Source organism: Microbacterium sp. EF45047 (assembly GCF_028472845.1).
GTDB classification, from domain to species: Bacteria; Actinomycetota; Actinomycetes; order Actinomycetales; family Microbacteriaceae; genus Microbacterium; species Microbacterium neungamense.
This window is the reverse complement of record NZ_CP069429.1, coordinates 601,952-626,734: the sequence shown is the minus strand read 5'-3', so window position 1 is coordinate 626,734 and position 24,783 is coordinate 601,952. Positions and strand designations below refer to the sequence as shown.

At 73.0% G+C, this 24,783-nt stretch carries 17 protein-coding genes and 4 pseudogenes; 12 read left to right on the top strand and 9 right to left on the bottom strand.

All coding sequences use genetic code 11. From position 1 onward, the window contains the following. Window positions 1–98: 98 nt before the first annotated feature. Window positions 99–239: pseudogene (locus JRG78_RS02995) on the top strand (IS481 family transposase); the annotation flags it as partial. Here JRG78_RS02995 and JRG78_RS02990 read toward each other — a convergent pair. Next, window positions 230–833: pseudogene (locus tag JRG78_RS02990) on the bottom strand (LD-carboxypeptidase); the annotation flags it as partial. The pseudogenes JRG78_RS02995 and JRG78_RS02990 sit on opposite strands and share 10 nt — an antisense overlap. A 122-nt stretch (window positions 834–955) precedes the next feature. On the opposite strand from JRG78_RS02990, the gene JRG78_RS02985 reads away from it, so the two are divergent. Next, the gene (locus JRG78_RS02985; RefSeq protein WP_259607536.1) at window positions 956–2,833 is read left to right on the top strand and encodes an ABC transporter ATP-binding protein; all 1,878 of its coding nucleotides are present in this window, start codon (window positions 956–958) and stop codon (window positions 2,831–2,833) included. 91 nt (window positions 2,834–2,924) lie between these two features. Here JRG78_RS02985 and uraD read toward each other — a convergent pair whose 3' ends face one another. The 3 genes from uraD to JRG78_RS02970 all read right to left on the bottom strand — a co-directional run bounded on the left by uraD (window position 2,925) and on the right by JRG78_RS02970 (window position 5,842). Further along, window positions 2,925–3,440, bottom strand: coding sequence for a 2-oxo-4-hydroxy-4-carboxy-5-ureidoimidazoline decarboxylase (gene uraD / locus JRG78_RS02980; protein WP_259607534.1), 516 nt, complete (start codon window positions 3,438–3,440; stop codon window positions 2,925–2,927). Then, the gene (locus tag JRG78_RS12665) at window positions 3,437–3,748 is read right to left on the bottom strand and encodes a hypothetical protein (RefSeq protein WP_349773880.1); all 312 of its coding nucleotides are present in this window, start codon (window positions 3,746–3,748) and stop codon (window positions 3,437–3,439) included. The genes uraD and JRG78_RS12665 overlap by 4 nt, the downstream gene beginning before the upstream one ends. 222 nt (window positions 3,749–3,970) lie before the next feature. Continuing rightward, on the bottom strand, window positions 3,971–5,842 hold the full coding sequence (locus tag JRG78_RS02970) for a phosphoenolpyruvate carboxykinase (GTP) (RefSeq protein WP_442927307.1): 1,872 nt from the start codon (window positions 5,840–5,842) through the stop codon (window positions 3,971–3,973). Window positions 5,843–5,957: 115 nt separating this feature from the next. On the opposite strand from JRG78_RS02970, the gene JRG78_RS02965 reads away from it, so the two are divergent. After that, window positions 5,958–7,400 (top strand): XRE family transcriptional regulator, encoded by a 1,443-nt coding sequence (locus tag JRG78_RS02965; RefSeq protein WP_259607532.1) that lies wholly within the window; start codon window positions 5,958–5,960, stop codon window positions 7,398–7,400. Window positions 7,401–7,431: 31 nt separating this feature from the next. On the opposite strand, the gene JRG78_RS02960 is transcribed toward JRG78_RS02965, so the two are convergent. Then, entirely contained in the window at window positions 7,432–8,550 is a 1,119-nt protein-coding gene (locus JRG78_RS02960; RefSeq protein ID WP_272653594.1) for a winged helix DNA-binding domain-containing protein, read from the bottom strand. 157 nt (window positions 8,551–8,707) lie between these two features. On the opposite strand from JRG78_RS02960, the pseudogene JRG78_RS02955 reads away from it, so the two are divergent. Next, window positions 8,708–9,298 (top strand): annotated as a pseudogene (locus tag JRG78_RS02955) (HAD-IA family hydrolase); the annotation flags it as partial. Between the two features lie 51 nt (window positions 9,299–9,349). Here the strand turns inward: JRG78_RS02955 and JRG78_RS02950 are convergent. Next, entirely contained in the window at window positions 9,350–9,787 is a 438-nt protein-coding gene (locus JRG78_RS02950; protein ID WP_259607528.1) for an Lrp/AsnC family transcriptional regulator, read from the bottom strand. 152 nt (window positions 9,788–9,939) lie between these two features. Here JRG78_RS02950 and pdhA point away from each other — a divergent pair, with 152 nt between their 5' ends. The 3 genes from pdhA to JRG78_RS02935 are packed head-to-tail and all read left to right on the top strand — an operon-like array spanning window position 9,940 to window position 13,624. Further along, window positions 9,940–11,043, top strand: a complete 1,104-nt coding sequence (gene pdhA, locus JRG78_RS02945; protein ID WP_259607526.1) for a pyruvate dehydrogenase (acetyl-transferring) E1 component subunit alpha — start codon at window positions 9,940–9,942, stop codon at window positions 11,041–11,043. Continuing rightward, window positions 11,040–12,071 carry an alpha-ketoacid dehydrogenase subunit beta gene (locus JRG78_RS02940; RefSeq protein WP_259607524.1) on the top strand — a complete coding sequence of 344 codons (1,032 nt, stop codon included), beginning with the start codon at window positions 11,040–11,042 and terminating at the stop codon, window positions 12,069–12,071. The genes pdhA and JRG78_RS02940 overlap by 4 nt, the downstream gene beginning before the upstream one ends. After that, the gene (locus tag JRG78_RS02935) at window positions 12,071–13,624 is read left to right on the top strand and encodes a dihydrolipoamide acetyltransferase family protein (protein ID WP_259607522.1); all 1,554 of its coding nucleotides are present in this window, start codon (window positions 12,071–12,073) and stop codon (window positions 13,622–13,624) included. The genes JRG78_RS02940 and JRG78_RS02935 overlap by 1 nt, the downstream gene beginning before the upstream one ends. Window positions 13,625–13,787: 163 nt before the next feature. Here the strand turns inward: JRG78_RS02935 and JRG78_RS02930 are convergent, their stop codons facing one another. Continuing rightward, the gene (locus JRG78_RS02930; protein ID WP_272653593.1) at window positions 13,788–15,125 is read right to left on the bottom strand and encodes an MFS transporter; all 1,338 of its coding nucleotides are present in this window, start codon (window positions 15,123–15,125) and stop codon (window positions 13,788–13,790) included. A 203-nt stretch (window positions 15,126–15,328) separates the two neighbouring features. Here JRG78_RS02930 and JRG78_RS02925 point away from each other — a divergent pair, with 203 nt between their 5' ends. The 5 genes and pseudogenes from JRG78_RS02925 to paaK form a co-directional block, all read left to right on the top strand. Next, window positions 15,329–16,516 (top strand): thiolase family protein, encoded by a 1,188-nt coding sequence (locus JRG78_RS02925; protein WP_259607519.1) that lies wholly within the window; start codon window positions 15,329–15,331, stop codon window positions 16,514–16,516. Then, the gene (locus JRG78_RS02920) at window positions 16,513–17,253 is read left to right on the top strand and encodes an enoyl-CoA hydratase/isomerase family protein (protein WP_259607517.1); all 741 of its coding nucleotides are present in this window, start codon (window positions 16,513–16,515) and stop codon (window positions 17,251–17,253) included. Before JRG78_RS02925 ends, JRG78_RS02920 begins: the two co-directional genes overlap by 4 nt. After that, window positions 17,250–18,116: a 3-hydroxyacyl-CoA dehydrogenase family protein gene (locus JRG78_RS02915; protein ID WP_259607516.1), complete on the top strand. Its 867-nt coding sequence runs from the start codon at window positions 17,250–17,252 to the stop codon at window positions 18,114–18,116. Before JRG78_RS02920 ends, JRG78_RS02915 begins: the two co-directional genes overlap by 4 nt. Then, a complete protein-coding gene (gene paaZ / locus JRG78_RS02910) occupies window positions 18,113–20,224 on the top strand; it encodes a phenylacetic acid degradation bifunctional protein PaaZ (protein ID WP_259607514.1) in 2,112 nt (703 codons plus the stop codon). The genes JRG78_RS02915 and paaZ overlap by 4 nt, the downstream gene beginning before the upstream one ends. A gap of 51 nt (window positions 20,225–20,275) precedes the next feature. Continuing rightward, a pseudogene (gene paaK / locus JRG78_RS02905) lies at window positions 20,276–21,562 on the top strand (phenylacetate--CoA ligase PaaK); the annotation flags it as partial. 23 nt (window positions 21,563–21,585) lie between these two features. Here the strand turns inward: paaK and ptsP are convergent. Together ptsP and dhaL are read right to left on the bottom strand one after the other, a co-directional pair. After that, complete coding sequence (ptsP, locus tag JRG78_RS02900) at window positions 21,586–24,132, bottom strand: phosphoenolpyruvate--protein phosphotransferase (protein ID WP_272653592.1); 2,547 nt, start codon at window positions 24,130–24,132, stop codon at window positions 21,586–21,588. After that, entirely contained in the window at window positions 24,129–24,770 is a 642-nt protein-coding gene (dhaL, locus tag JRG78_RS02895) for a dihydroxyacetone kinase subunit DhaL (RefSeq protein ID WP_259607510.1), read from the bottom strand. The genes ptsP and dhaL overlap by 4 nt, the downstream gene beginning before the upstream one ends. Between the last annotated feature and the right edge of the window lie 13 nt (window positions 24,771–24,783).

The following is a 24,783-nucleotide window of genomic DNA, read 5'->3' as shown; positions in this document are numbered from 1 at the left end:
TGCCCAGGGAGGTTGTTTGATCTGGCTTCCCTGATGTGACGAGAACCTCTCGGCAGAGTGGAGCTGCTACCGCATCCGCTCTGAACCAGGAGGTTCTCGTGTCTCACGCTAACGCGGCGCTCACCCCGCGCCAAAGGCTCCGTCTTGCACAGAAGATCGTCGACGAGGAGTGGACGGTCGCCGCGGCGGCGGACTACTTCCGTGTCTCCTGGCCCACCGCCGCGAAATGGACGCGCCGCTCTGGCCCCGCCCACACCCACGGCTCGGTGGGCTCACGCTCCCCGTACGCGGTGAGGGCGGCCGGATCCTGCCAGCGGCGGCCGAAGTCTTCCGATTCGCCCGGCTCCGTGATCTCGAGCTCGCCCCCGTCCAGCAGGGCGGCGCGCAGCGACCTGCGGTGGATCTCGTCCGCGGCCGGGCCCGCCCCCAGGTGCACCTGGGTCGACCCGCCGTGGAATCCGGCCACGCCGTGCCGCCACAGCCAGTTCAGGATGTTGGTGTTGTCGCTGTATCCGAGGAACGGCTTCGGGTCGGCCACCGCGAGCGCCGGATCGAGGTGCGCTGTGACGAGGATCTGGTCGTCGCCGCCGATGGTCGCCAGGATCGCGCGGATGTCGGGGTCGGCGAGGGCGGCGTTCACGTCCGCCGCGCGGGCCCTCCGGGGTCGCATCCAGCCGGCGCGTCGTGGGGTACTCGACCGGGAGCAGCCCCGTGATCTCGGTCAGCCGGCGCATCGCCTGCTCGTGCAGCGCGAGCGAGACGGCGGGCGCGGCGAACGCGGGCGAGAGCACCGCGACGCGGTCGCCGGAGCGGGCCTTGGCGGGAATCAGCATCCGTCCATCCCACCACGTCGGTGGGTCCGGACCGCACGCGAGTGCCGCCGGCAGACCGCGGACAGGCGGCGCATAGGCGGCTCATCGGAAGATGGAACGGTCCCCACGGAACGAGGTCCCTCATGTCGCGCACGGCGTCCCCCCGCCGCCGCGGACGCCGCGTGCAGAGCGACGGTCCGCGCGCCACCTTCCGCCAGCTGCTCCCCTTCCTGTTCGAGCACAAGCGGGTGCTCGCCCTCGTCGCGCTCCTCAGCGTGATCGGCGCGCTCGCCTCCCTCGCGCAGCCGCTGCTGGTCGGCCAGGTCATCGACCGGGTGCAGCGGGGCGAGACGCTCGGCGCGCTGGTGTGGCTGCTGGTCGGCTTCGTGATCGTGGCATCCGTCATCTCCGGCTACCAGCACTACCTGCTGCAGCGCACCGGCACGGCCGTGGTGTACTCCAGCCGGCGGCAGCTGATCCGTCGCATCCTGCATCTGCCGATCAGCGAGTTCGACGCGCGCCGCACCGGCGATCTCGTCTCGCGCGTCGGCACCGACACCACGCTGCTGTACGCGGTGCTCACGCAGGGGCTCGCGGATGCCGTCGGCAGCGCGATCCTGTTCCTCGGCGCGGTGATCGGGATGCTGCTCATCGACCCGCTGCTGCTCCTCCTCATCGCCGTCGTGATCGGCGGGTCGGTGGTCGTCGTGGTGCTGCTCAGCGGCCGCATCCGCACGGCATCCGCCGCGCAGCAGGAGAAGGTGGGCGAACTCGCGGCGGGCGTGGAGCGGGCGGTCGGGTCGATCCGAACCGTGCGCGCCGCGGGCGCGACCGAGCGGGAGACCGCGGCCGTGACCGGGCTGGCGGCGGAGGCCTACGGCCTGGGCGTGCGGATCGCGAAGATCTCGTCCATGGTGGTGCCGATCGCCGGCGTCGCACTGCAGCTGTCCCTGCTCGTCGTGCTCGGCGTCGGCGGGTTCCGGGTCGCGGCGGGTGCGATCTCGATCGCGGCGCTGGTGACCTTCATCATGTTCCTGTTCATGCTGATCCTGCCCCTGGGATCGGCCTTCGGCGCGATCACCTCGGTCAACCAGGCGCTCGGTGCGCTCGGGCGCATCCAGGAGGTCCTGGACCTTCCCGAGGAGACGGCGCGGGACGAGTCGGATGCCGCCGCGGTCGCGGCCCCCGTCGCCGGTGCCGCCGCGCTCGAGTTCCGCGAGGTGCGCTTCCAGTACCCCGACGACGTCGTCGCGGCCCGCGAGGCGGCGGCGCAGGAGGCGCGCACCCTGCTCGCCGACGCGCACCTCGACACGGATGCCGGCATCGAGCCGCCCGCGTCGCGCGAGGTGCTGCGCGGCGTGTCGTTCTCCGTGCCGCGGGGCGCGCGCGTGGCCCTGGTCGGCCCGAGCGGGGCGGGCAAGAGCACGATCCTGAGCCTGATCGAGCGGTTCTACGACCCGACCGGCGGCTCGATCCGCCTCGCCGGGCACGACCTGCGCAGCTACCCGCGCGACGAGCTGCGCGCGCATTTCGGCTACGTCGAGCAGGACGCCCCGACGCTGGCCGGCTCGCTCGCCGACAACCTGCGCCTGGCCTCCCCCGCCGCCTCGGATGCCGATTGCGAACGCGTGCTGCGGGCGGTCAACCTCGGCGACGTGCTCGAGCGCAGCCCGCTCGGGCTGCAGGCGCCCGTGGGCGAGGACGGCGTGATGCTGTCCGGCGGCGAGCGCCAGCGGCTGGCGATCGCCCGCGCCCTGCTCACCGAGGCGCCGATCCTGCTGCTGGACGAGTCGACCTCGTCGCTGGACGGCGTGAACGAGCAGCGGATGCGGGAGGCCATCGACGCGGTCTCCGCGGACCGCACCCTGCTCGTGATCGCGCACCGGCTGTCCACCGTGGTCGACAGCGATCTCATCGTCGTGCTGGAGGACGGGGTCGTCGTCGGCCAGGGCCGTCACGACGAGCTGGTGGAGCGCGTGCCGCTCTACCGGGATCTGGCCCGGCACCAGCTGCTCGCCTGAGAGATCACCTGCCCGCTTGAGGCAGGGGCGCCGCCCTGCTCAGGCGGCCGTGCTCAGGCCGCGGCCGCGGTGCTCGGGCCGCGGCCGCGAATCACACCGCGACCACGCGGTCGAGCCGGCTGCGCGAGATGAGCGCGATCTGCGCGAGCGCCTCCTGCCGCTCGGTCTCGGTGTGTCTGCCGAGGCGGCGCTCGAACTCCGCGAAGATCGACTCCTTCGTGTGCCCGCGCACCGCGATCACGAACGGGAACCCGTGCCGCGCCAGGTAGGCCGCGTTCAGCTCGGCCATCCGCGCGAACTCCTCGGGGCCGAGCGCGTCCAGACCGGCGCTGGACTGCTCCCCGACCGATTCCGGGGTCATCTCCCCCGCCCTGGCCTCCTTCCCTGCCAGGGCGGGGTGGGCGTTCAGGAAGTCGAGCACCTGCTGCCGATCGGCGTCCTCGACGACCGCGAACATCGCACGGTGCAGCTCGCTGACGTCCGCGAACGGGCGTGCGTCCCAGGCGGCGCGCGCGACCCACGGTGAGTTCTCGAACACCCGCCCCAGCGCCGCTACGAAGCGGTCGCGGTCCATGTCGTTGATCTCGTCGAGAGGGATGCCGCTCATGCCTGCACCTCTGGCCCCTTCGCCGCCGCCGGCGCCGGGGCATCCGTCGCGGGCACCGGCGCCTCAGCTACGGCATCCGTGATGCGGACGACCTCGGCCTCGGCCTCGGTCTCGGGCACGGCGATCGTGATCGTCTCCGTCTTCGGCGCCTCGCGGAACTTCGGGACGAGCAGCAGGATCAGCACGCTGACGATGCCCCAGCCCAGGGTGATCCGCATGATGGTCTTCTTCGCACCGATCTTCTGCAGCACGAGGTTGCTCGGCACCTCGAACAGGAAGTAGCCGAGGAAGAAGATGCCGGCACGCACGCGTCAAGGTTTTGGTACACCGGATTTCCTTTTGGGATACCAAAGCCGGGGATCGGACGCGGTCGGATAGCGGATGCGAAAGGCCGCCGCTCCGGAGAGCGACGGCCTTCCGTCGACGGATGCGGAGCACCGAGACCACTCAGCCATGATCGTCTCGGCGCCCCGCATCCGGGTCTGTCACCGCGCGAGGCGGCGCGATGCACCCCTGCGGGAACGCCCGCCTTACCGCGCGGCGTTCAGCCGGTAGCGCAGCGCCTCGAGCTCGCTGCGCAGCGCGGCCGGGAGCCGGTCGCCGAAGATGCCGTAGAACTCCTCGGTGAGGTCGGCCTCGCGCAACCAGGCGTCCCCGTCGATCGCGAACAGCTCGGCGAGATCCTCCTCCCGGATCTCCAGGCCGTCCAGGTTCAGGTCCTCGATGCGGGGCAGGCGCCCGATCGGGCTGTCCACAGCGTCGACCTCGCCGGAGATGCGCCGGATGATCCAGTCGATCACCCGGGCGTTGTCCCCGAAGCCCGGCCACAGGAACCGGCCATCCTCGCCCCGGCGGAACCAGTTGACCTGGAAGATCCGCGGAGCGCGGTCGAAGCGGAGCGTGCGGCCGACCTTGAGCCAGTGCGCGAAATAGTCGCCCATGTTGTACCCGCAGAACGGCAGCATCGCGAACGGGTCGCGGCGCAGCTCGCCCACGGTCCCCTCCGCCGCCGCGGTGCGCTCCGACGAGATGGTCGAGCCCAGGAAGACGCCGTGGGTCCAGTCGGTCGCCTCGACGACGAGCGGCACGTTGGACGCGCGCCGCCCGCCGAACAGGATGACATCCAGCGGCACGCCCTCGGGCGACTCCCAGTCCTCCGCGATCTGCGGGCACTGCGAGGCGCCCACGGTGAAGCGCGAGTTCGGGTGTGCGGCCGGGCGGCCGGAGTCCGGGGTCCACGGGTTGCCCTGCCAGTCGATGAGCTCGGCCGGAGGGGTGTCGGTGAGGCCCTCCCACCAGACGTCGCCGTCCGGGCGGAGCGCGACGTTGGTGAAGATCGTGTTCCCCCACAGCGTCTCGACGGCGGTCACGTTGGTGGACTCGCCGGTGCCCGGGGCGACGCCGAAGAAGCCCGCCTCCGGGTTCATCGCGTACATCCGGCCGTCCTCGCCGGGGCGGATCCAGACGATGTCGTCGCCGAGCGTCTCGACCTTCCAGCCGGGGATGGTCGGGCGCAGCATCGCGAGGTTCGTCTTGCCGCACGCGGACGGGAAGGCCGCGGCGACGTGGTAGGCCCGGCCGTTCGGGTCGGTGACGCGGATGAGCAGCATGTGCTCGGCGAGCCAGCCCTCGTCGCGGGCGATCACCGAGGCGATCCGCAGGGCGAAGCACTTCTTGGCGAGGATGGCGTTGCCGCCGTATCCGGAGCCGAAGGAGTAGACCTCGAGCGTGTCCGGGAAGTGCACGATGTACTTCTCGTCGTTGCACGGCCACTCGACGTCCTGCTGACCCGGCTCGAGCGGGGCGCCGACGGAGTGCACGGTCTTCACCCACGGCGCACCCTCGGCGATCTGCCGCGTGACGGCGTCGCCGACGCGGGTCATGATGCCGATCGAGACGACGGCGTAGGCGCTGTCGGTGACCTGGACGCCGATGTGGGACAGCTTGCCGCCCACCGGGCCCATCGAGAACGGCACGACGTACATTGTGCGTCCGCGCATGGAGCCCTCGAAGAGGCCGTTCAGCGTCGTGCGGATCTCGGCGGGGTCGGCCCAGTTGTTCGTCGGTCCGGCATCCTCCTCCTTCTCGGAGGCGATGAAGGTGCGCGCCTCGGTGCGCGCGACGTCGCTGGGGTGGGAGCGGGCGAGGTACGAACCCGGCCGCCACTCGGGGTTGAGCTTGATGAGCTTGCCCTCGTCCACGAGGCCCCGCAGGAGCGCGTCGTTCTCGGCGCGCGAGCCGTCGACCCAGTGGATGCGATCCGGCTGGGTGAGCGCCGCGATCTCGTCCACCCACGCGCGCAGCTCGGCCATGGCCGGAGTGTCGTACGCCGGTGCCGCTCCGAACTCGCGCGCAGGGGCGACGGAGGGGATGCGGGGGGCGTAGGTCTCGGCGATGGCCATAGCTGCTGCTCCTTTGGGGAAGGCGGATGCTGTACCTCTATCTTCTTCGCACTTCAGGACCACTTTCGTCCCAAATGGTCTGAAAGAAGTCGAGTTCTTTCGATATGATCAAGGAATGGCGAGCACCGGACTGGAACTGACGACCCTGGGCCACCGCATCCGGCACCACCGGACCTCCCGCGGCCTGACCCTGGACGAGCTCGGCGCGCAGGTCGGCATCGCCGGCTCGCAGCTGAGCCTCATCGAGAACGGCAAGCGCGAGCCGAAGCTCTCGCTGCTGCAGGCGATCGCGCAGGTGTGCGGCACCGAGGTGGCGGATCTCATCTCCGGGGAGCCGCCGAATCGCCGCGCCGCACTGGAGATCGAGCTGGAGCGCGCGCAGGCCAGCCCGGTGTTCCGCCAGCTGGGCATCGCGCCGGTGCGGGTCACCAAGAGCATGAGCGACGAGACCATCGAATCGATCCTCGGACTGCACCGCGAGCTGCAGCGCCGCGAGCGCGAGGCGATCGCCACGCCGGAGGAGGCCCGCCGGGCGAACACCGAGCTGCGGCTGAAGATGCGGGAGCAGAACAACTACCTTCCCGAGATCGAGAAGCTCGCCGAGAAGCAGCTCAAGGCGGCCGGCCACACCTCCGGCGCGCTCACCCACCGCACCGTGAGCATCATGGCCGAGAAGCTCGGCTTCGAGCTGCTGTACGTCGACGACCTGCCGCACTCCACCCGGTCGATCACCGACCTCGAGAACGGCCGGATCTACCTGCCGCCCGCGTCGATCCCGGGCGGGCACGGCCTGCGCTCGATGGCGCTGCAGGCGATGGCGCACCGCATCCTCGGGCATACTCGCCCCACGGACTACGCGGACTTCCTGCAGCAGCGGCTGGAGATCAACTACTTCGCCGCCTGCTGCCTGATCCCGGAGACCGCCGGGGTCGCGTTCCTGCAGCAGGCCAAGAAGGACAAGAACCTCGCAGTGGAGGACTTCCGCGACGCGTTCGGCGTCACCCACGAGGCGGCGGCGATGCGCCTGACGAACCTGATGACCCAGCATCTGGACATGCGGCTGCACTTCCTGCGCGTGGACGAGAACGGCGCGATCACGCGGGTGTACGAGAACGACGACCTGCCGCTGCCCATGGACGTGACCGGGTCGGTGGAGGGCCAGCCGGCGTGCCGCCGGTTCTCGGCACGGGCCGCGTTCGCGCAGCGCAACCGCACCACCGAGCACTACCAGTACACGGACACGCCGTCCGGGACGTACTGGTGCTCGACGCAGACCGGGTCCTCCAGCGACGGCGGCTTCTCGATCACGGTCGGGGTGCCCTTCGACGACGCCCGCTGGTGGCGCGGTCGGGAGACCGGCCACCGCGCCCAGTCCACCTGCCCGGACGAGTCGTGCTGCCGCCGCGCCCCTGAGGAGGCCAGCCGCCGCTGGGAGGGCAAGGCGTGGCCGAGTGCCCGGGTGCACACCCACATGTTCTCGCCGCTCCCCCGCGGCGCCTTCCCCGGTGTGGACGACAACGAGGTGTACGCCTTCCTCGACCGCCACGCCCAGGAGTGACGCCCGGGGCGGATGCCGGGGTCGTGGCCGGTCAGCGCGGGGCGGGCTCGCTCCCCACGAAGCTCGCGAAGCGGGCGACGGCGGATGCCGCGCCGCGGTCCGCCGCCTCGGCATCCGCATCCGCGTCGAACAGCTCCGCCCCTCCGGCCGCCGACCACGTGCCGACCACGCGCCCGCCGGCCACCAGCACCGGGCGCACCATCCCGTTCTTCCCCGGGCCGATGTCGTCGAGGCGCTCCGGCGCGCAGACGGCGGTGCGATCGGCGTACGAGATGTAGTACTCGTCGAAGCCCGGAAGGGCGAACGTCGCGGCATCCGGCAGCGAACGTCGTGGACGCGGCCGCGCGAGGAAGACGCCGTCCTCCACCTCGGTCAGGCGCGCACCGGCGCGCTCGGCGGCCTCCCGCGCCGTGCCGAGCGGGAGCCCCGACCACCACGCGAAGTCGGCGGCACCCGCGGGGCCATGCCCCCGGATGTACCGGACGAAGAGCTCCGCGAGCGGATCGTCCGGCGTGTACGGGTCCCGCACCCACTCCTCGACGAGCACGAACCGCTGATCGCGGCTCACTCCCCCGTTCCGCGCGGCCACCGGCCCCTGACAGAGCACGCCGGCGAAGGTGAGCGCGGCGAGCAGGTGCACGCCCCGCTGCGCGCGCGGATCGATGCCCGCCCGCTCCCACAGCGCGAAGATCTCGGCGCGCGCGAGTCCGCCGTCGCCGAGCGCGGGACGGATCGCGCGCTCGGCGACGGCGAGCATCGCCTCGTCGATGCCGAGCTGACGGTGCCGCGCCGCCGCCTGCCTGCGCTGCCGTTCGGCCGTCACCGACAGGATCCAGGCGAGATCGCGGGCCGGCACGATGTGCAGGGTGCCGCGCATGGTCCAGGCACGCACGAGCTCTCCGCGCGCGAACGCGGCATCCACCGTCGCGAGGGTCGGCTCGCCGCGCGTGCGCACGCCGAGCGCCCATCGGCCGGCGAGGAAGTCCTGGCTCTGCACCGCGAGCATGTGCGCGGCGGCATCCGCCACCGTCGCCGCCGGCGTCGTCAGCCGGTGCGAGCGCAGCCGGTCCGAGCTCGTCCCGGAGGGACTCGGCGACGTGCGCGGCCGGGATGAGCGGAGGCGCTCGGCGGGAAGAGGGGCGGGCGTCATGCCCCCATCCTGCCGAGCGCCTCCGACATCCGCATCCGGCGCCGCGCTCAGGCCTGCAGCGCGACCTCGCGCTCCTCGTGCAGCGTCACCTCGCGCCGCTCGGGCAGCACGACCGGGTGCGACCCGGCCATCACCTCGAGCACGCACCCTAGTCGACTCCACGGCCGCGGTGGAGCGCCTCTGGCTGGAGTGGGCGGAGCCGCACGGGCTCGACCCGGATCGGGTGCTGGAGGTCGTGCACGGCCGGCAGGGCCATCAGAGCATGGCGATCCTGCTGCCCGACCGCGACCACCGGATCAACCTGGCCGAGAACGTGCAGATGCTCGCCCGCGAGAGCCAGGACGTGGACGGCGTCACCGAGATCGCCGGCGCCGCCGCGCTGCTGGAGGCCCTCGCCGACGTGCCGCACGCCATCGTCACCTCCGCCGATGTCGCGCTGATGACCGCCCGCATGGGGGCGGCCGGGCTCTCCCTGCCGGGCCTGACCGTCACGGCCGAGAACGTGTCGGCGTCCAAACCGGATCCGGAGGGCTTCGTCCTGGCCGCGGGGCGGCTGGGCGTGGCACCCGAGGACTGCGTCGTGTTCAAGGACTCCGAGGCGGGGATCGATGCCGCCAAGGCCGCGGGCATGACCGTCATCGGCGTGGGCGCCGGCTCGGCCGCGCACTCCCCCGACCACATGGTCGCCGATCTCACCGGCATCCGTGTCACGCACGTCGAGGACGGCGTGGTGATCGAGCTCCCCTGAGCGACGCTGAGCGGACCCGCGCGGACGGAACCCGGGGCGCGCGGACGCGGGTCAGGCCCGGGAGAAGTCCTCGAAGATGAGCGTCGTCCGGGTCGAGCGCACGGACGGGATCGCCTGGATGTCCTCCAGCACGATCCGCCTCAGGTCTCGGGCGTCGCGCGCGCGGACCAGGAGGATGACGTCGACGTCGCCGCCGACGAGGGCCATATGCTCGACCTCCGGGATCGCCCGCAGCCGGTCCTGCACGTCCTGCCAGGTCGCCTGCTCGATGGCGAGCATGACGTAGGCGGAGGCGTGGTGGCCGAGCAGCACCGGATCGGTGCGGACGGTGTAGCCGGTGATGACACCGGCATCCGTGAGCCTCTTGATACGCGCATGCGCGCCCGCGCGGGAGATGTGCACGGCGTCCGCGATCGCGGTCATCGACGACCGCGCATCCTTGCGCAGCTCCGCCAGGATCGCCTGATCCACCTCGTCGAGCTCTGCCATGCACCCTCCCGTTCCGTCAGCGAATTCTGACACTCTGGCCGGGATCGCCGCAATGCGATGGCAATCGTCCAGATTTCCCAGCCACCCTCTGGACGAGTGCGCGCCCGAGAGTCAAGCTTTCCTCATCAGGTTCGGCGAGGAGGGCGAACACGATGCGATACGAGCACCTGCTCCCGCGCGACGCGCCGGTGCGGCTCATCGACGAGACCGGCGCCGCCGTCGCCGACGACCATTACCGGATGCCGGATGACGACACCCTGCTGCGGGCGTACCGCGGCCTCGTCGAGGGACGGCGGATCAACGACCAGGCCGGCGCCCTCGTGCGCCAGGGCCGCCTGGCGGTGTACCCGTCCTCGCACGGCCAGGAGGCGTGCCAGGTGGGCGCCGCGCTGGTGCTCGGCGACCGCGACTGGCTGTTCCCCACCTACCGCGACGCCGTCGCGATCATCGGGCGCGGGGTGAGCCCGGCCGAGGCGATGACGCTGCTGAAGGGCGACTGGCACTCCGGCTACGATCCGACCGCGCACCGGGTCGCCCCGCAGACGACCCCGCTCGCGACGCAGCTCCTGCACGCGGTCGGCTTCGCGCAGGCGGCGAAGCACCGCGGCGAGGACACCGCCGTGCTGGCCCTGTGCGGCGACGGCGCCACCAGCGAGGGCGACTTCCACGAGGCGATGAACTTCGCCGCCGTGTTCCACGTGCCGGTGGTGTTCTTCGTGCAGAACAACGAGTTCGCCATCTCCGTGCCGCTGTCCCGGCAGACGGCGGCCCCCTCCCTCGCGCACAAGGCGATCGGATACGGGATGCCCGGTGAGCGCGTCGACGGCAACGACGTCGCCGCCGTGCTCGCCGTGCTCGGCGAGGCCGTCGACCGCGCCCGCACCGGAGGGGGCCCCTCCCTCGTCGAGGCGCACACGTACCGGATGCAGGCGCACACCAACGCCGACGACGACACCCGCTACCGCGATCGCACGGACGTGCAGGCCTGGACCGCCCGCGACCCGCTGCTGCGGCTGCGCGCGCATCTCGCCGGCAGACAGCTCCTCGACGACGCGGCCGAGGAGAGGATCGCCGCCGAGGCCGAAGAGGTGGCGGCCGCGCTCCGCACGGCGCTGAACACGGACGCCGATCACGACCCCGAGGACCTGTTCCGGTTCGTCACCGCGACCCGCTCGCCGCAGCTCGAGGAGCAGTGGCGGATGCTGCGCGACGAGATCGACCGGGCTTCCCTCGCCGACGCAGGAGGCCACCGATGACGCTCGCACACGACGACATCCGCCTCGACACGGCCCACGCCGAGCCGGCGGTGCAGACGATGACGATGGCGGCGGCGCTCAACCGCGCCCTCGCGGACGCCCTCGCCGAGGACCCCGACGTCGTCGTCTTCGGCGAGGACGTCGGGGCGCTCGGCGGTGTGTTCCGCATCACAGACGGGCTCACCGCGCGGTTCGGCGAGGACCGCTGCTTCGACACCCCGCTGGCCGAGTCCGGCATCGTGGGCACGGCGGTCGGCATGGCGATGAACGGCATGCGGCCCGTGGTGGAGATGCAGTTCGACGCCTTCGCCTTCCCCGCCTTCGAGCAGATCGTCAGCCACGTCGCCAAGCTCGGCAACCGCACGCGCGGGGCGATGCGGATGCCCATGGTGATCCGCATCCCGTTCGGCGGCGGCATCGGCGGCGTCGAGCACCACTGCGACTCCTCCGAGGCCTACTACGCGCACACGCCGGGCCTCACCGTGGTGTGCCCGTCCACGCCGCAGGACGCGTACTCGCTGCTGCGCGCGGCGATCGCCTCTCCCGACCCGGTGGTCTTCCTCGAGCCGAAGAAGCTCTACTGGTCCAAGGGCGAGGTGGACACCTCGCGGACGGCCGAGATCGGGACCGCGCACATCGTGCGGGACGGCACCGACGTCACCGTGATCGCCTATGGCGCCTGCGTGCCGCTCGCGCTCGAGGCCGCGGAGATCGCGGCCGGCGAGGGGCGTAGCGTGCAGGTCGTCGACGTCCGCAGCCTCACCCCGTTCGACGACGCCATGGTCACGGCCGCGGTGCGCTCCACGGGCCGGGCGGTCGTGGTCGCCGAGGCTCCCGGGTTCGCGAGCGTCGCCTCCGAGATCCAGGCGCGCGTCTTCGAGCGCTGCTTCGAGTTCCTCGAGGCGCCGGTGCGCCGCGTCACCGGGTTCGACACCCCGTACGCGCCGCCGAAGCTCGAGCACTGGTACCTGCCGGATGCCGACCGCATCCTCGACGCGATCGACTCGCTGCACTGGGAGGACGAGTGATGAGCACCCTCACGTCGCACGTGTTCCGTCTGCCCGACCTGGGCGAGGGGCTCACCGAAGCGGGCCTGGTGCAGTGGCTGGTGCAGGTGGGCGACACGATCAGGACCGATCAGGCGATCGCCGAGGTGGAGACCGCGAAGAGCGTGGTCGAACTCCCCTCCCCCTTCTCCGGCGTCGTCACCGCGCTACACGGCGAACCCGGTGACACGATCCCGGTGGGCGCTCCGGTGCTCGAGGTGGCGGATGCCGTCCCCGCCCCTTCCCCGTCGTTGAACGAGCCGGGCTCCCTTCCCCGGCCGTTGAGCGAGCGCGGCGTAGCCGAGCGAGACGAAACGCCCGCGCCTCACGCAGCTTCCGCGCAGGAGACCTACCGCACCGAGGAGCGCGCCGGCTCGGGGAACGTCCTGATCGGCTACGGCACCTCCGAGCGCACCACGAGCGGGCGCCGCCGGCGGCCCCGCGAGGCCGCACCCGCCGCGGTGTCAGGACGTCCGCAGGAATCCAGGACGATCTCGCCGGACGCATCCGCAGAACGTGCCGACGTCCAGACGTCGGATGCCGCGGCGCAGGCCGCCGCACCACGGCCCGGCGAGGCGCGCCGGCCCGTGGCCGTCCGCTCGCCGCTGGTGCGCCGGCTGGCGCGGGACCTCGGGCTGGACGTGCACACCATCACGCCGACCGGCCCGGACGGCGCCATCACGCGCGCCGACGTGCTGCGGGCGGCGGTCGATCACGCGGTGGACGGCGTCGCCGCGGCGTCCGCGGGCGCGGCCACCTCCGGGGCCCCGGCCGCCTCCGCATCCGACGCCGCATCTGCGGCATCCGGGACCGCCGCGGGCACACGCGACGCCGTCGCGGGACTGTCGGTCCGCGCCCGTGAGCGCCTCAGTCCGCTGCGCAAGGCGGCCAGCGCGACGTTCAGCCGCAGCCGCGCCGAGATCCCCGAGGCGACGGTCTGGGTCGATGTGGACGCCACGCGGCTCTGGGAGCTGCGCGCGGAGCTGGCCGCGGACGGCCGGGCGCCGTCGCTGACCGCGCTGATCGCCCGCTTCGTGCTCCTCGCCCTCGCCGACCATCCCCTGCTGGCGTCCCGGCTCAGCGAGGACGGGCAGGAGATCGTCACCTTCGACGGCGTGAACCTCGGCGTCGCCGCGGACACGCCGCGCGGCCTGATGGTGCCGGTGATCCCGCGCGCGCACGAGCTGACGGTCGACGAGCTCGACGCCGCGCTCCGCGAGCTCGCCGAGACCGCCCGAGCCGGCGGCATGCCGCCCGAGCGCCTGCGCGGCTCCACGTTCACCATCAACAACTACGGCGCCTTCGGTGTCGACGGCTCCGCGGCGATCATCAACCACCCCGAGGTGGCGATCCTCGGCGTGGGCAGGATGATCGAGCGCCCCTGGGTCGTCGACGGCGCCATCGTGCCGCGGCGGATCGCGCAGCTCTCGCTCGTGTTCGACCACCGCGTGTGCGACGGCGGGTACGCCGCCGGCTTCCTGCGCCGGGTCGTCGAGCTCATCGAGCATCCGCTGCGCGCCTACGGGCGCGTCTGACGGGCGCGCACCCTCCGCGGTCCGCGCATCCCCTGGTGCCGTTCTGTCGCTTCAGGGCCCCGGAAGCAGCAGGACGGCACAAACAGACGGGAGCGATGGGGGCGTCTGACCCCGGCCCGTGAGCGGCGGCCGGGCGGGACCAGCGCCCGCCCGGCCGCCGCGCTCAGCGCGTGCGCGTGCCCGCCGTGCGGGCGGCCACCACGTCGACGCTGTGGGTGTCCAGCGGAACACCCTTCGTCTCCTTCACCAGCGTCACCGCCACGAGCGAGACGATCGTGATGATCAGCACGTACACCCCGATCGACCACGACGTCCCGGTGTTCTGCAGGAGCAGCTGTGCGATCAGCGGTGCGAAGGCGCCGCCGAGGATCGCGCCCAGCGCGTATCCGATCGAGACGCCCGAGTAGCGCACGTCCGCCGGGAACATCTCCGCGTACAGCGCCGACTGCGGACCGTACGAGAGACCCAGCCCGATCGTGAGGACGAAGAGCGCGATGAAGTACAGCCCGACGTTCCCGGTGTCGATGAGGAACCACATCGGGATCGCCCACACCGCGATCAGCCCGTAGCCGATCTGGAACGTCCGCACTCGGCCCAGCCGGTCGGACAGCCAGCCGCCGGTCATCGTGAAGATCAGCCATCCGAACGACGCCAGCGTCGTCATCAGCAGCGCCGTCGGCTGCGGCATCCCCACCACGGTGGAGACGTAGGTCGTGAAGAACGCGATCAGCAGGTAGCCGGCGGCGTTGTTGGCGATGAAGATCAGCGCTGTGAGCACCACCTCGCGCCCGTGGTGCCGGAACAGGGTCGCCAGCGGCGCCGAGGACTCGCGCTTGCGCTCGAGCAGCTCCTTGAAGATCGGGGATTCCTCGACGGCGCGGCGGATGATGTACCCGACGACGATCAGCACGATCGAGAACAGGAACGGCAGCCGCCAGCCCCACGCCAGGAAGGCCTCCTCGGTCATGCTGGAGCGCAGCACCCACATCGTGAACGTGGCCAGGATCATGCCGATCGGCACGCCGATCTGCGGGTAGGCGCCGAACAGGCCGCGCTTTCCGGCCGGCGCGTGCTCCACCGACATCAGGGCGGCGCCGCCCCACTCGCCGCCGGCCGAGAAGCCCTGCAGCACGCGCAGCAGCACGAGCATCACGGTGGCCAGGACGCCGATGTCCGCGTAGGTCGGCAGCACGCCGATCAGCGAGGTGGCCAGACCCATCAGGATGAGGGTCAGCACCAGCATCCGCTTGCGTCCGAGCCGGTCGCCGAGGTGACCGGCGATCACCGCGCCGAGCGGCCGGAACAGGAACGAGATGCCCAGCGACGCCCACGAGGCGATCTGCGCGCCGGTCGGCCCCAGCGGGGCGAAGAACAGCCCGCCGAAGACGAGGCCGGCGGCCTGGGCGTAGATGAAGAAGTCGTACCACTCGATGGTCGTGCCGACGAGGGTGCCCGCGAGGACGCGGCGCTCCTCGCGACGTCGGATCGCTGTATCCGCCATGTGAACTCCATTGTCCGGGTAATCCTGACCGATCGTTCAGTCAGTGTCAGCGGGGTACATCGTGCGCACCCTCGCGCGCACCGGGATGTTGCGCTCGCCACCGCGCCTTGCGACCGCTCCGCCGTCCTGTCATGATTTACTGACCGATTGGTAGGGAAAGATGCGCAGCATCGACCCGCCGTTCCACGCGATGGAGATGGAATATGACGGATGCCTTCCTCGTCGGCGGTGTGCGCACCCCGATCGGACGGTACGGCGGGGCGCTCTCGAGCGTGCGCCCCGACGATCTCGCCGCCCTCGTGGTGCGCGCCGCCATCGACGGCGCCGGGGTGCCGGACGACGCCGTGGAGGAGGTGATCCTCGGCGCCGCGAACCAAGCCGGCGAGGACAACCGCAACGTCGCCCGGATGGCCGTGCTGCTCGCCGGACTCCCCGACGAGGTGCCGGGCGTCACCGTCAACCGCCTGTGCGCCTCGGGCATGTCGGCGATCGCGATGGCGGCGCAGGCGATCCGCGCCGGCGACGCCGAGCTGATGGTCGCCGGCGGCGTGGAGTCGATGACCCGCGCCCCGTGGGTGCAGGCGAAGCCGGAGCGGTCCTGGGCGAAGCCGGGCGAGGCCTTCGACACCTCGATCGGCTGGCGGTTCGTCAACCCGCGGATCGCCGCGCGCGAGAAGGCCACGTTCTCGATGCCGGAGACCGCCGAGGAGGTCGCTCGTCGCGACCGGATCTCGCGCGCTGATGCCGACGCGTTCGCGCTGCGCAGCCACCAGCGCGCCGTCGAGGCGCGCGACGCCGGCCGCTTCGACGCCGAGATCGTGCCGGTGCCCACGCGCACCGGCGAGGTGACCGTCGACGAAGGCCCGCGCCGGGACACCAGCGCGGAGGCGCTGGCGGCGCTGCGCCCGGTGGTCGCGGGCGGCGAGGTGGTCACCGCCGGCAACTCCAGCTCGCTCAACGACGGGGCATCCGCCGTCGTCGTCGCGAGCGCGGAAGCCGTGCGCCGCTACGGCCTGACCCCGCGCGCCCGGATCGTCGCCTCCACCTCGGCCGCTCTTGCCCCCGAGATCATGGGCCTCGGGCCGGTTCCGGCCACCGAGCGGGCCCTGCGCCGGGCCGGGCTGTCGGTCTCCGACCTCGGCGCGGTGGAGCTGAACGAGGCGTTCGCCACCCAGTCGCTCTCGTCCATCCGCCGGCTCGGCCTGGACCCCGAGATCGTCAACCGCGACGGCGGGGCGATCGCGCTCGGGCATCCCCTCGGCTCGAGCGGATGCCGCATCGTCGTCACCCTGATGGGCCGGATGGAGCGCGAGGAGGCCGGTCTCGGCCTCGCCACCATGTGCGTGGGCGTCGGCCAGGGCACCGCGATGATCCTGGAGCGGGTGGCGTGACCGGCCCGCTGCTCGTGGAGCGCGGCGCGGACCGCGTGGTCGCGACCCTGAACCGGCCGGAGAAGCGCAACGCGATCGACCAGGACACCGTCGACGCGCTGCACGCGCTGTGCGCCGAGCTCGAGGAGGAGCCGCGCACCCTGATCCTCACCGGCTCCGGCGGGGTGTTCGCCTCCGGCGCCGACATCGCCCAGCTGCGGAAGCGACGGGCCGAGGACGCCCGGCGCGCGATCAACGCGACCGCCTTCATCCGCATCAGCGAGCTGCCGATGCCGGTGATCGCGGCGGTGGCCGGATACGCCCTCGGCGGGGGCGCGGAGCTGGCGTACGCGGCCGACATCCGCATCGCCGCCCCGACCCTGCGGATCGGGAATCCGGAGACCGGGCTCGGCATCATCGCCGCGGCCGGTGCGACCTGGCGGCTGCCCGAGATCGTCGGAGCGGCGCGCGCGAGCGACCTGCTGCTCACCGGCCGCATCCTCGACGCCGACGAGGCGCTCGCGTGGGGGCTGGTGTCGGCGATCCACCCGGCCGACGAGCTGCTCGCCGCGGCGCACGCGATCGCCGACCGGGTCGCCGCGAACGACCCGCTCGCCACCCGGCACACCAAGCGGGCCCTGCGCGCCCCGCGGCACGAGCATCCGGACATCGAGAAGGAGCTGCAGGCCGAGCTGTTCGAGTCCGGCGAGAAGCACCGCCGGATGACGGAGTTCCTGGAGCGGAGGAGCGGACGATGACCCTGCAGGTGCCGGACCGGGTCGGCGTCCTCGGCGGCGGCCGGATGGGCGCGGGCATCGCCCATGCGTTCCTCCTCGCCGGCGCGCGCGTGCACGTCGTGGAGCGGGACGGGCAGAGCGCGGATGCCGCGCGGGAGCGGATCCGCGACAGCATCCGCCGCTCCGTCGAGCGCGGACACGCCACCGAGACCGAGGACGTGATCGCGGACCGCCTCAGCACCGGGACGGATGCCGGCGGCTTCGCCGGGCACGCCCTCGTCGTCGAGGCCGTGCCCGAGGACCGGGGACTGAAGGAGGAGGCGCTCGCCCGGGCGGAGGCGGCTCTGGGCGGCGACGCGGTGCTCGCCACGAACACCTCGTCGATCTCGATCGACGACCTGGCCGCTTCCCGGCGGCATCCCGAGCGCTTCCTGGGGCTGCACTTCTTCAACCCGGTGCCGGCGTCGGCGCTCGTCGAGGTCGTCCGCGGGGCGGCCACGGACCCGGCCGTCGTCGAGGGGGCCCGGGGCTGGGTGACCGGTCTCGGGAAGACGGCGATCGTGGTGCGCGACTCCCCCGGGTTCGCCTCGTCGCGACTGGGCGTGATGCTCGGCCTGGAGGCGATACGGATGCTGGAGGAGGGCGTCGCCAGCGCCGAGGACATCGACGCGGCGATGACGCTCGGCTACCGGCATCCGGTCGGCCCGCTGCGCACCACCGACCTGGTCGGGCTGGACGTGCGTCTGGGGATCGCCGAGGAGCTCGCCGCGGCGCTCGGCCCGCGATTCGAGCCGCCCGCCCTGCTGCGCCGCATGGTCGCCGAGGGCAGGCTCGGCCGCAAGACCGGACACGGCTTCTACGAATGGAACGAGGACGAGAGATGACCGACTACCTCCCCAGCTACGTCCAGGGCGAGTGGTGGACCCCGGACCTCCGGCCGGACTCCGGCACCGGTGCAGAGGGACCGCACGCCACCGAGGTGCGCGACGCGTCGACCGGCGAGGTGATCGCGCGCGTCTCCACCGACGGGCTCGACATCGCCGGCGCGCTCGAGTACGCCCGCACGGTCGGGCAGGCGAGCCTGGGGGCGCTCACCTTCCACCAGCGCGCGCTGCTGCTCAAGCAGTTCGCCCTCGCCCTCACCGAGCGCAAGGACGAGCTCTACGCGCTGTCCGCGCGCACCGGGGCGACGAAGACGGACTCGTGGGTCGACATCGACGGCGGCATCGGCGTGCTGTTCTCCTATTCGGGCAAGGGCCGTCGGGAGCTGCCGAACAGCACCGTGTACGTCGACGGGCCCGTCGAGCCGCTCTCCAAGGACGGGTCTTTCCTGGGCCGTCACGTGTACACCCGGCTGCCCGGCGTCGCGGTGCAGATCAACGCGTTCAACTTCCCGGTGTGGGGGTCGCTGGAGAAGCTCGCGCCCGCGTTCCTGGCCGGCGTACCCACCGTGATCAAGCCCGCCACGCCCACCGGCTACCTCGCCGAGGCGATGGTGCGGATCCTGGTCGACGCGGGGCTGCTGCCCAGCGGGTCGGTGCAGCTCATCAGCGGGAGCGCGCCGACCCTGCTCGACCACCTGCGCCTAGGCGACCTGGTCGGCTTCACCGGCAGCGCCTCCACCGCGGAGAGCCTGCGCACGCACCCCGCGGTGCAGACCGGCGGGGTCCGCTTCACCGCGGAGACCGACTCGATCAACGCGTCCGTGCTCGGCACGGACGCCGTGCCCGGCACGCCGGAGTTCGACGCCTACGTGCGCCAGCTCGTGATCGAGATGACCAGCAAGGCCGGCCAGAAGTGCACCGCGATCCGCCGTGCCGTGGTGCCCGCGGCGACCGCGGATGCGGTCGTCGACGCGGTCCGGGCGCGGCTGGAGGAGAAGACCGTGCTCGGCGACCCGCGCGCCGAGGGGGTGACCATGGGCCCGCTCGCCTCGGCCGCCCAGCGCGACGAGGTGCTCCGTCAGGTGGAGCGGCTCACCGCCGGCGGCGGGCGGATGGTGATCGGCTCCACCGCGTCCCCCGAGGTGCGACGTGCGGACGGCAGCACCGGCCCGGCGCCGGAGGGTGCCTTCGTGGCGCCCATCCTGCTCCGCTTCGACGACGCGGAGGCCGACGTCGTGCACACCGTCGAGGCCTTCGGTCCGGTGTCCTCGCTGATCACGTACGACACGATCGCGGAGGCCGCCGACATCGTCGCCCGCGGCGGCGGGTCGCTGGTCACCAGCATGGCCACGCACGACCCCGAGCAGGCGGTGCAGCTGGCGCGCCGCATCGCCCCCTTCAACGGCCGGATGCTGCTGCTCGACCGCGACGACGCCCGCTCCTCCACCGGGCACGGCTCGCCGCTGCCCACGCTGGTGCACGGCGGACCGGGGCGCGCCGGCGGCGGCGAGGAGCTCGGCGGCATCCGCGCGGTGCTGCACCACATGCAGCGCACCGCAGTGCAGGGGTCGCCGGAGATGCTCACCGCGCTCACCGGCATCTGGCATCCGGGCGCCTCCGCGCGTTCCGAGGGCACGCATCCTTTCCGCAAGTCGCTGGCCGAGCTGCGCATCGGCGATCAGATCGTCTCCTCGTCGCGCGAGGTCACCCTCGAGGACATCGAGACCTTCGCGCACTTCACCGGCGACACGTTCTACGCGCACATGGACGAGAAAGCGGCCGCCGCGAACCCGTTCTTCCCCGGCCGGGTCGCGCACGGCTACCTGCTGGTGTCCTGGGCGGCGGGCCTGTTCGTGGACCCCGAGCCGGGGCCGGTGCTGGCCAACTACGGACTGGAGAACCTGCGCTTCCTCACCCCGGTGTCACCCGGCGACGAGATCCGGGTGGAGCTCACGGCGAAGCAGATCACCCCGCGCGAGACCGACGACTACGGCGAGGTGCGGTGGGACGCGGTGATCAAGAACCAGGACGACGAGATCGTCGCCACGTACGACGTGCTGACGCTGGTCAGCAAGGAGCGGGTGTCCGAACCCGTCCCCACCCCCTGACAGGCCGATGACCCCCTGATACCCGACCGAACCGGAGCCCCGATGTCGACGATGACCGGAACCGCCGCCGAGCTCGACCCCGCCGAGCGGCTGAGCCGCCCCGAGCTGGAGGCGCTGCAGCTGGAACGGCTGCAGTGGACCGTGCGACACGCGTACCAGAACGTCCCGCACTACCGCCGCGTGCTCGACGAGGCCGGGGTCTCCCCCGACGACATCCGCTCGCTCGCCGACGTGCGCCGCCTGCCGTTCACCACGAAGGAGGATCTGCGCCGCAGCTACCCGTTCGGCATGTTCGCCGTGCCGATGGCGCAGGTGCGCCGCATCCACGCATCCTCCGGCACGACCGGACGGCCCACCGTGGTCGGCTACACGCAGCGCGACCTGGACAACTGGGCCGATCTGATCGCCCGGTCGCTGCGCGCGTCCGGCATCCGTCCCGGCATGAAGGTTCACAACGCCTACGGGTACGGCCTGTTCACCGGCGGTCTCGGCGCCCACGCCGGCATCGAGCGGCTGGGTGCGACGGTGATCCCGGTCTCCGGCGGGCAGACGGCGCGGCAGGTGCAGCTGATCCAGGACTTCCAGCCCGACGCGATCCTGTGCACGCCCAGCTACCTGCCCACCATCGCGGACGCGATGGAGGCCGCCGGCGTCGACCCGACGTCCACCTCGCTCAAGGTCGCCGTGCTCGGCGCCGAGCCCTGGACGAACGAGATGCGCGCCGAACTGGAGCGGCGTCTGGCGATCGACGCGGTCGACATCTACGGGCTGAGCGAGGTGATGGGCCCGGGCGTGGGCAACGAGTGCGTGCAGACGAAGGACGGTCCGCACATCTGGGAGGACCACTTCCTGCCGGAGGTGATCGGCGAGGACGGGGAGCCGCTGCCGGACGGCGAGCTCGGCGAGCTGGTGTTCACCTCGCTCACCAAGGAGGCCTTCCCCGTGCTCCGCTACCGCACACGCGATCTCACCCGCCTCCTGCCCGGCACCGCGCGGCCGGCGATGCGGCGCATCGAGAAGATCACGGGACGCAACGACGACATGATCATCCTGCGCGGGGTGAACATCTTCCCGACCCAGATCGAGGAGCTGGTGCTCGGCATCGAGCAGCTCACCCCGCACTTCGTCATCGAGCTGAGCCGCGAGGGGCGGATGGATGCCATGACGGTGCGCATCGAGCGGCATCCGGCGCTGGACCGCGAGGTGTGCGAGGCGGCGGCCACCGTGCTGGCGCAGCGCATCAAGACGCACATCGGCTCGAGCGTCGCCGTCCGCGTCGAGGAGCCGGGCGCGCTGCCGCGCAGCGAGGGGAAGTACAAGCGGGTGTACGACCTGCGGCAGCAGCCGGCTCCGCGCGTCGCTCAGCGCAGGACGGCGGATGCGGCGGCGCGCGCGTCCGCCGCGGTCGCGGCCTCGAGCGCGGCGTCCGCGGCGGCCCGGCACTGCTCGGCCGTGACCGCCGCGAGCGCACGGGCGACGCGGCCGAGGGCGCGGGGCGTCATCGACAGGCTGGTGGCGCCGAGGCCGACGAGCACGGGCGCGAGCCGCGGATCGCCTCCCGCCTCCCCGCAGACGCCGACCGGGGCGCCGGCCGTCTGCCCGGCCGAGCCGATGGTCGCGATGAGGCGCAGCACGGCCGGCTGCCAGGGGTCGTTGAGCGCGCCGAGCGCGGGATGCTGCCGGTCGGCGGCCATGGCGTACTGGGCCAGGTCGTTCGTGCCGATGCTGACGAAGTCGACGACCTCGAGCAGCTCCTCCGCCATCAGCGCCGCGGCGGGCGTCTCGATCATCACCCCGACCCGTTCCAGCCCGGCGGCCCGCGCGGCGGCCGTGAAGTCCCGGGCCTCCTCGATGGTGGCGACCATGGGCGCCATCACCTCGACGTGCGCCTGCTCCTCGGCGGCGGCCAGGGCGAGCGCGCGGAGCTGGTCGTGCAGCAGGGCGGGGTTCCGCCAGGAGACGCGCAGTCCGCGCAGGCCGAGGGCCGGGTTCTCCTCGTGCTCCGGGGTCGCGAACGGCAGCGGCTTGTCGGAGCCGGCATCGAGCGTGCGGACGACGACCTTCCTGCCCGCGAACGGCGTGAGCACGCCGCGATAGGCGATCGTCTGCTCCTCGACCGTCGGCGCGGCGGCCCGGTCGAGGAAGCAGAACTCCGTGCGGAACAGCCCGATCCCCTGCGCCGCCGCCCCGGCGGCCTGCACCGCGTCGGCCGGGCCGCCGACGTTCGTCAGCAGCGGGAGCGGTGTGCCGTCGGCGAGGCGCCCGTCGCCGTCGAAGGCGCGGGCGTCCGCGGCGGCCCGTGCCGCGGCGAGCTCGTCCTCGGCCGGGTCCATGGTCACCGTTCCCGTCTCGCCGTCGACGAGCACGAGCGTGCCGTCCGGGATGCCGGCGGCTCCGGGCGCGGCGACCACCGCCGGCAGGCCGAGGGCACGGGCGATGATCGCGGTGTGCGAGGTCGGGCCGCCCTGCTCGGTCACCAGCGCGGCGCAGGCACTCCCTGCCAGCGCGGCGGTGTCGCTCGGGGCCAGGTCGGTCGCGACGAGCACGAACGGAGCCTCCCGCTCCGGCACCGAGGCCGGCTCCCGCCCGTGCAGCACGGCGACGATCCGGTTCCGGATGTCGCGCACGTCGGCGGCGCGCTCGGCCGTCCGCCCGCCCAGCCCGACGAGCGCCTCAGCCTGTGCAGACGCGGCCTCCCACACGGCACGTGCGGCGGAGAGGCCTTCCGTGCGCACCCGGGCGGCGGCATCGGCGACGAGGTCGGGGTCGGCGGCGAGGAGCCGGGTGGCGTCCAGGATCGCGCGGGTCTCGCCGGAGGCCGCCTCGGCGCGTGCCGCGAAGCCGGCGGCCACGGCGGCCGCCGCCGGGGCGATGCGGGCGGCCTCCGCCTCGCGCTCTGCGGCGAGGAGCGGATCGGCCGGCTCCGGCTCGGCGATCGCCGGGGACGGATGCGCCACGGGGGCGGCGGCGACCCCGGGGCTCACGCCGCGACCGCGCAGCACGGTTCCGGGTGGCAGGGCGGCGCCATCATCGGGCGCGGGGCTCTCTCCGGCATCCGCGTCATCGATCGGCGCGGCGGATGCCGGGATCTGCCGCGCGCGGGTGACGTCGCGATCCGGCCCGGGCCTCGCACGCGTTCCGCTGCCCTCCCCGCCGGCCCCCGCCGCGATCTCCTCGCCGAACCCGTCGGCGAACAGCGCGGCGATGCGCTCCACCGCCGCGTCGGCACCCGCCCCCGAGCCGCGCACCTGGACCTCGTCCCCGGCGCGCGCCCCGAGCGCCAGCAGGCGGGACAGGCTCGCCGCCCCCGCCTCCGGGCCCGCGGGCAGTCGTCGCAGGCGCACGTCGGCGCTGCCGGCGGCCTCGGCGATGAGCGCGGCCGGGCGGGCGTGGATGCCGAGCGCGTTGCGCACCCGGACCACCCGCACGGTCTCGGGCCCTGCCGGCGCGGCGATCGAGGCGCCCGCCGAGCCGGATGCCGCCGCGATGTCCTCCCCGAGATGGGCGGCCTTCGCCTGCAGTGCCGCCTCGGCCTCCGCGGCGACCGCCTCGAGCGGTGCGCCCGCCGACGCGGACACGGCCGCGGCGAGCATCCCCTCCACGAACGGCGCCGGCACCAGCCGCACCGGCACGTCGCTGCTGCGCAGCTCCAGGGCGAGCTCGGCGCTCATCACCGCCGACCCGAGGTCCATCAGCACCAGCACGCCGTCGCACCGCGCCGCCAGCTCGTCGATCGCAGCGGCGACGAGCACGGCGTCCGTGCCCAGGATCGGGCGGCCGTCGGCATCCGTCCCCGCCCCCGCCGCCACCCGCAGCGGGGCACCGTCGCCGGGGACCATCTGCAGGGCGAGCTCGCGCGCCGCCTCCGCGAGCCCCGCGCTGTGCGAGACGGCGACGATGCCGATCATCGCGCGGCGGCGGCGTCGGCGAGCGTCCGGAACAGCAGCGCGGTGGACGCCGCGCCGGGGTCGAGGTGACCGACGCTGCGGTCCCCGAGGTAGCTGGCGCGGCCCTTCCGCGCCACCAGCGGCTCGGTCGCATCCCGTCCGGATGCCGCGGCATCGGCCGCCGCGAGCGCCGCCTCCTTCAGGCCGGCGCCCTCGCCGATCGCGGCGTCGAGCGCGTCCAGGGCGGGCGCCATGGCGTCGACCATCGTCTTGTCGCCCGGCTCGGCCTTGCCGCGGGCGATGACGCCGTCCAAGCCGGCCCGCAGCGCGACCGCGAGCGCGGCGGCGTCCAGCTCGCCCACGCCGCCCGCAGTCGTTCCCGCGCGCAGGAAGAACGTGCCGTACAGCGGTCCGCTCGCGCCGCCGACCGAGCTCACCAGGGTCATCCCGACGGTCTTCAGCAGCTCGTCGATGGCCCCCGGCGTTCCGGCGTCGAGCTTCTCGGCGGCCGCGGCCATGCCCCTGGCCAGGTTCGCGCCGTGGTCGGCGTCGCCGATCGCGGAGTCCAGCTCGGTGAGCCAGTCCCGCTTCTCGGTGACGGTGTCGCGGAAGCGGCGGATCCAGTCGGCGAGCGCGGCGGTGTCGAGGGTGTCGGTCATGTCGGTGCTCCTT

Bases quoted from the DNA above. Each gene is read 5' to 3' on its own strand.
- JRG78_RS02985 (WP_259607536.1), top strand. From the start codon at position 956: ATGTCGCGCACGGCGTCCCCCCGCCGCCGCGGACGCCGCGTGCAGAGC.
- uraD (WP_259607534.1), bottom strand. From the start codon at position 3,440: ATGAGCGGCATCCCTCTCGACGAGATCAACGACATGGACCGCGACCGC.
- JRG78_RS02970 (WP_442927307.1), bottom strand. From the start codon at position 5,842: ATGGCCATCGCCGAGACCTACGCCCCCCGCATCCCCTCCGTCGCCCCT.
- JRG78_RS02965 (WP_259607532.1), top strand. From the start codon at position 5,958: ATGGCGAGCACCGGACTGGAACTGACGACCCTGGGCCACCGCATCCGG.
- JRG78_RS02960 (WP_272653594.1), bottom strand. From the start codon at position 8,550: ATGACGCCCGCCCCTCTTCCCGCCGAGCGCCTCCGCTCATCCCGGCCG.
- JRG78_RS02950 (WP_259607528.1), bottom strand. From the start codon at position 9,787: ATGGCAGAGCTCGACGAGGTGGATCAGGCGATCCTGGCGGAGCTGCGC.
- pdhA (WP_259607526.1), top strand. From the start codon at position 9,940: ATGCGATACGAGCACCTGCTCCCGCGCGACGCGCCGGTGCGGCTCATC.
- JRG78_RS02940 (WP_259607524.1), top strand. From the start codon at position 11,040: ATGACGCTCGCACACGACGACATCCGCCTCGACACGGCCCACGCCGAG.
- JRG78_RS02935 (WP_259607522.1), top strand. From the start codon at position 12,071: ATGAGCACCCTCACGTCGCACGTGTTCCGTCTGCCCGACCTGGGCGAG.
- JRG78_RS02930 (WP_272653593.1), bottom strand. From the start codon at position 15,125: ATGGCGGATACAGCGATCCGACGTCGCGAGGAGCGCCGCGTCCTCGCG.
- JRG78_RS02925 (WP_259607519.1), top strand. From the start codon at position 15,329: ATGACGGATGCCTTCCTCGTCGGCGGTGTGCGCACCCCGATCGGACGG.
- JRG78_RS02915 (WP_259607516.1), top strand. From the start codon at position 17,250: ATGACCCTGCAGGTGCCGGACCGGGTCGGCGTCCTCGGCGGCGGCCGG.
- paaZ (WP_259607514.1), top strand. From the start codon at position 18,113: ATGACCGACTACCTCCCCAGCTACGTCCAGGGCGAGTGGTGGACCCCG.
- ptsP (WP_272653592.1), bottom strand. From the start codon at position 24,132: ATGATCGGCATCGTCGCCGTCTCGCACAGCGCGGGGCTCGCGGAGGCG.
- dhaL (WP_259607510.1), bottom strand. From the start codon at position 24,770: ATGACCGACACCCTCGACACCGCCGCGCTCGCCGACTGGATCCGCCGC.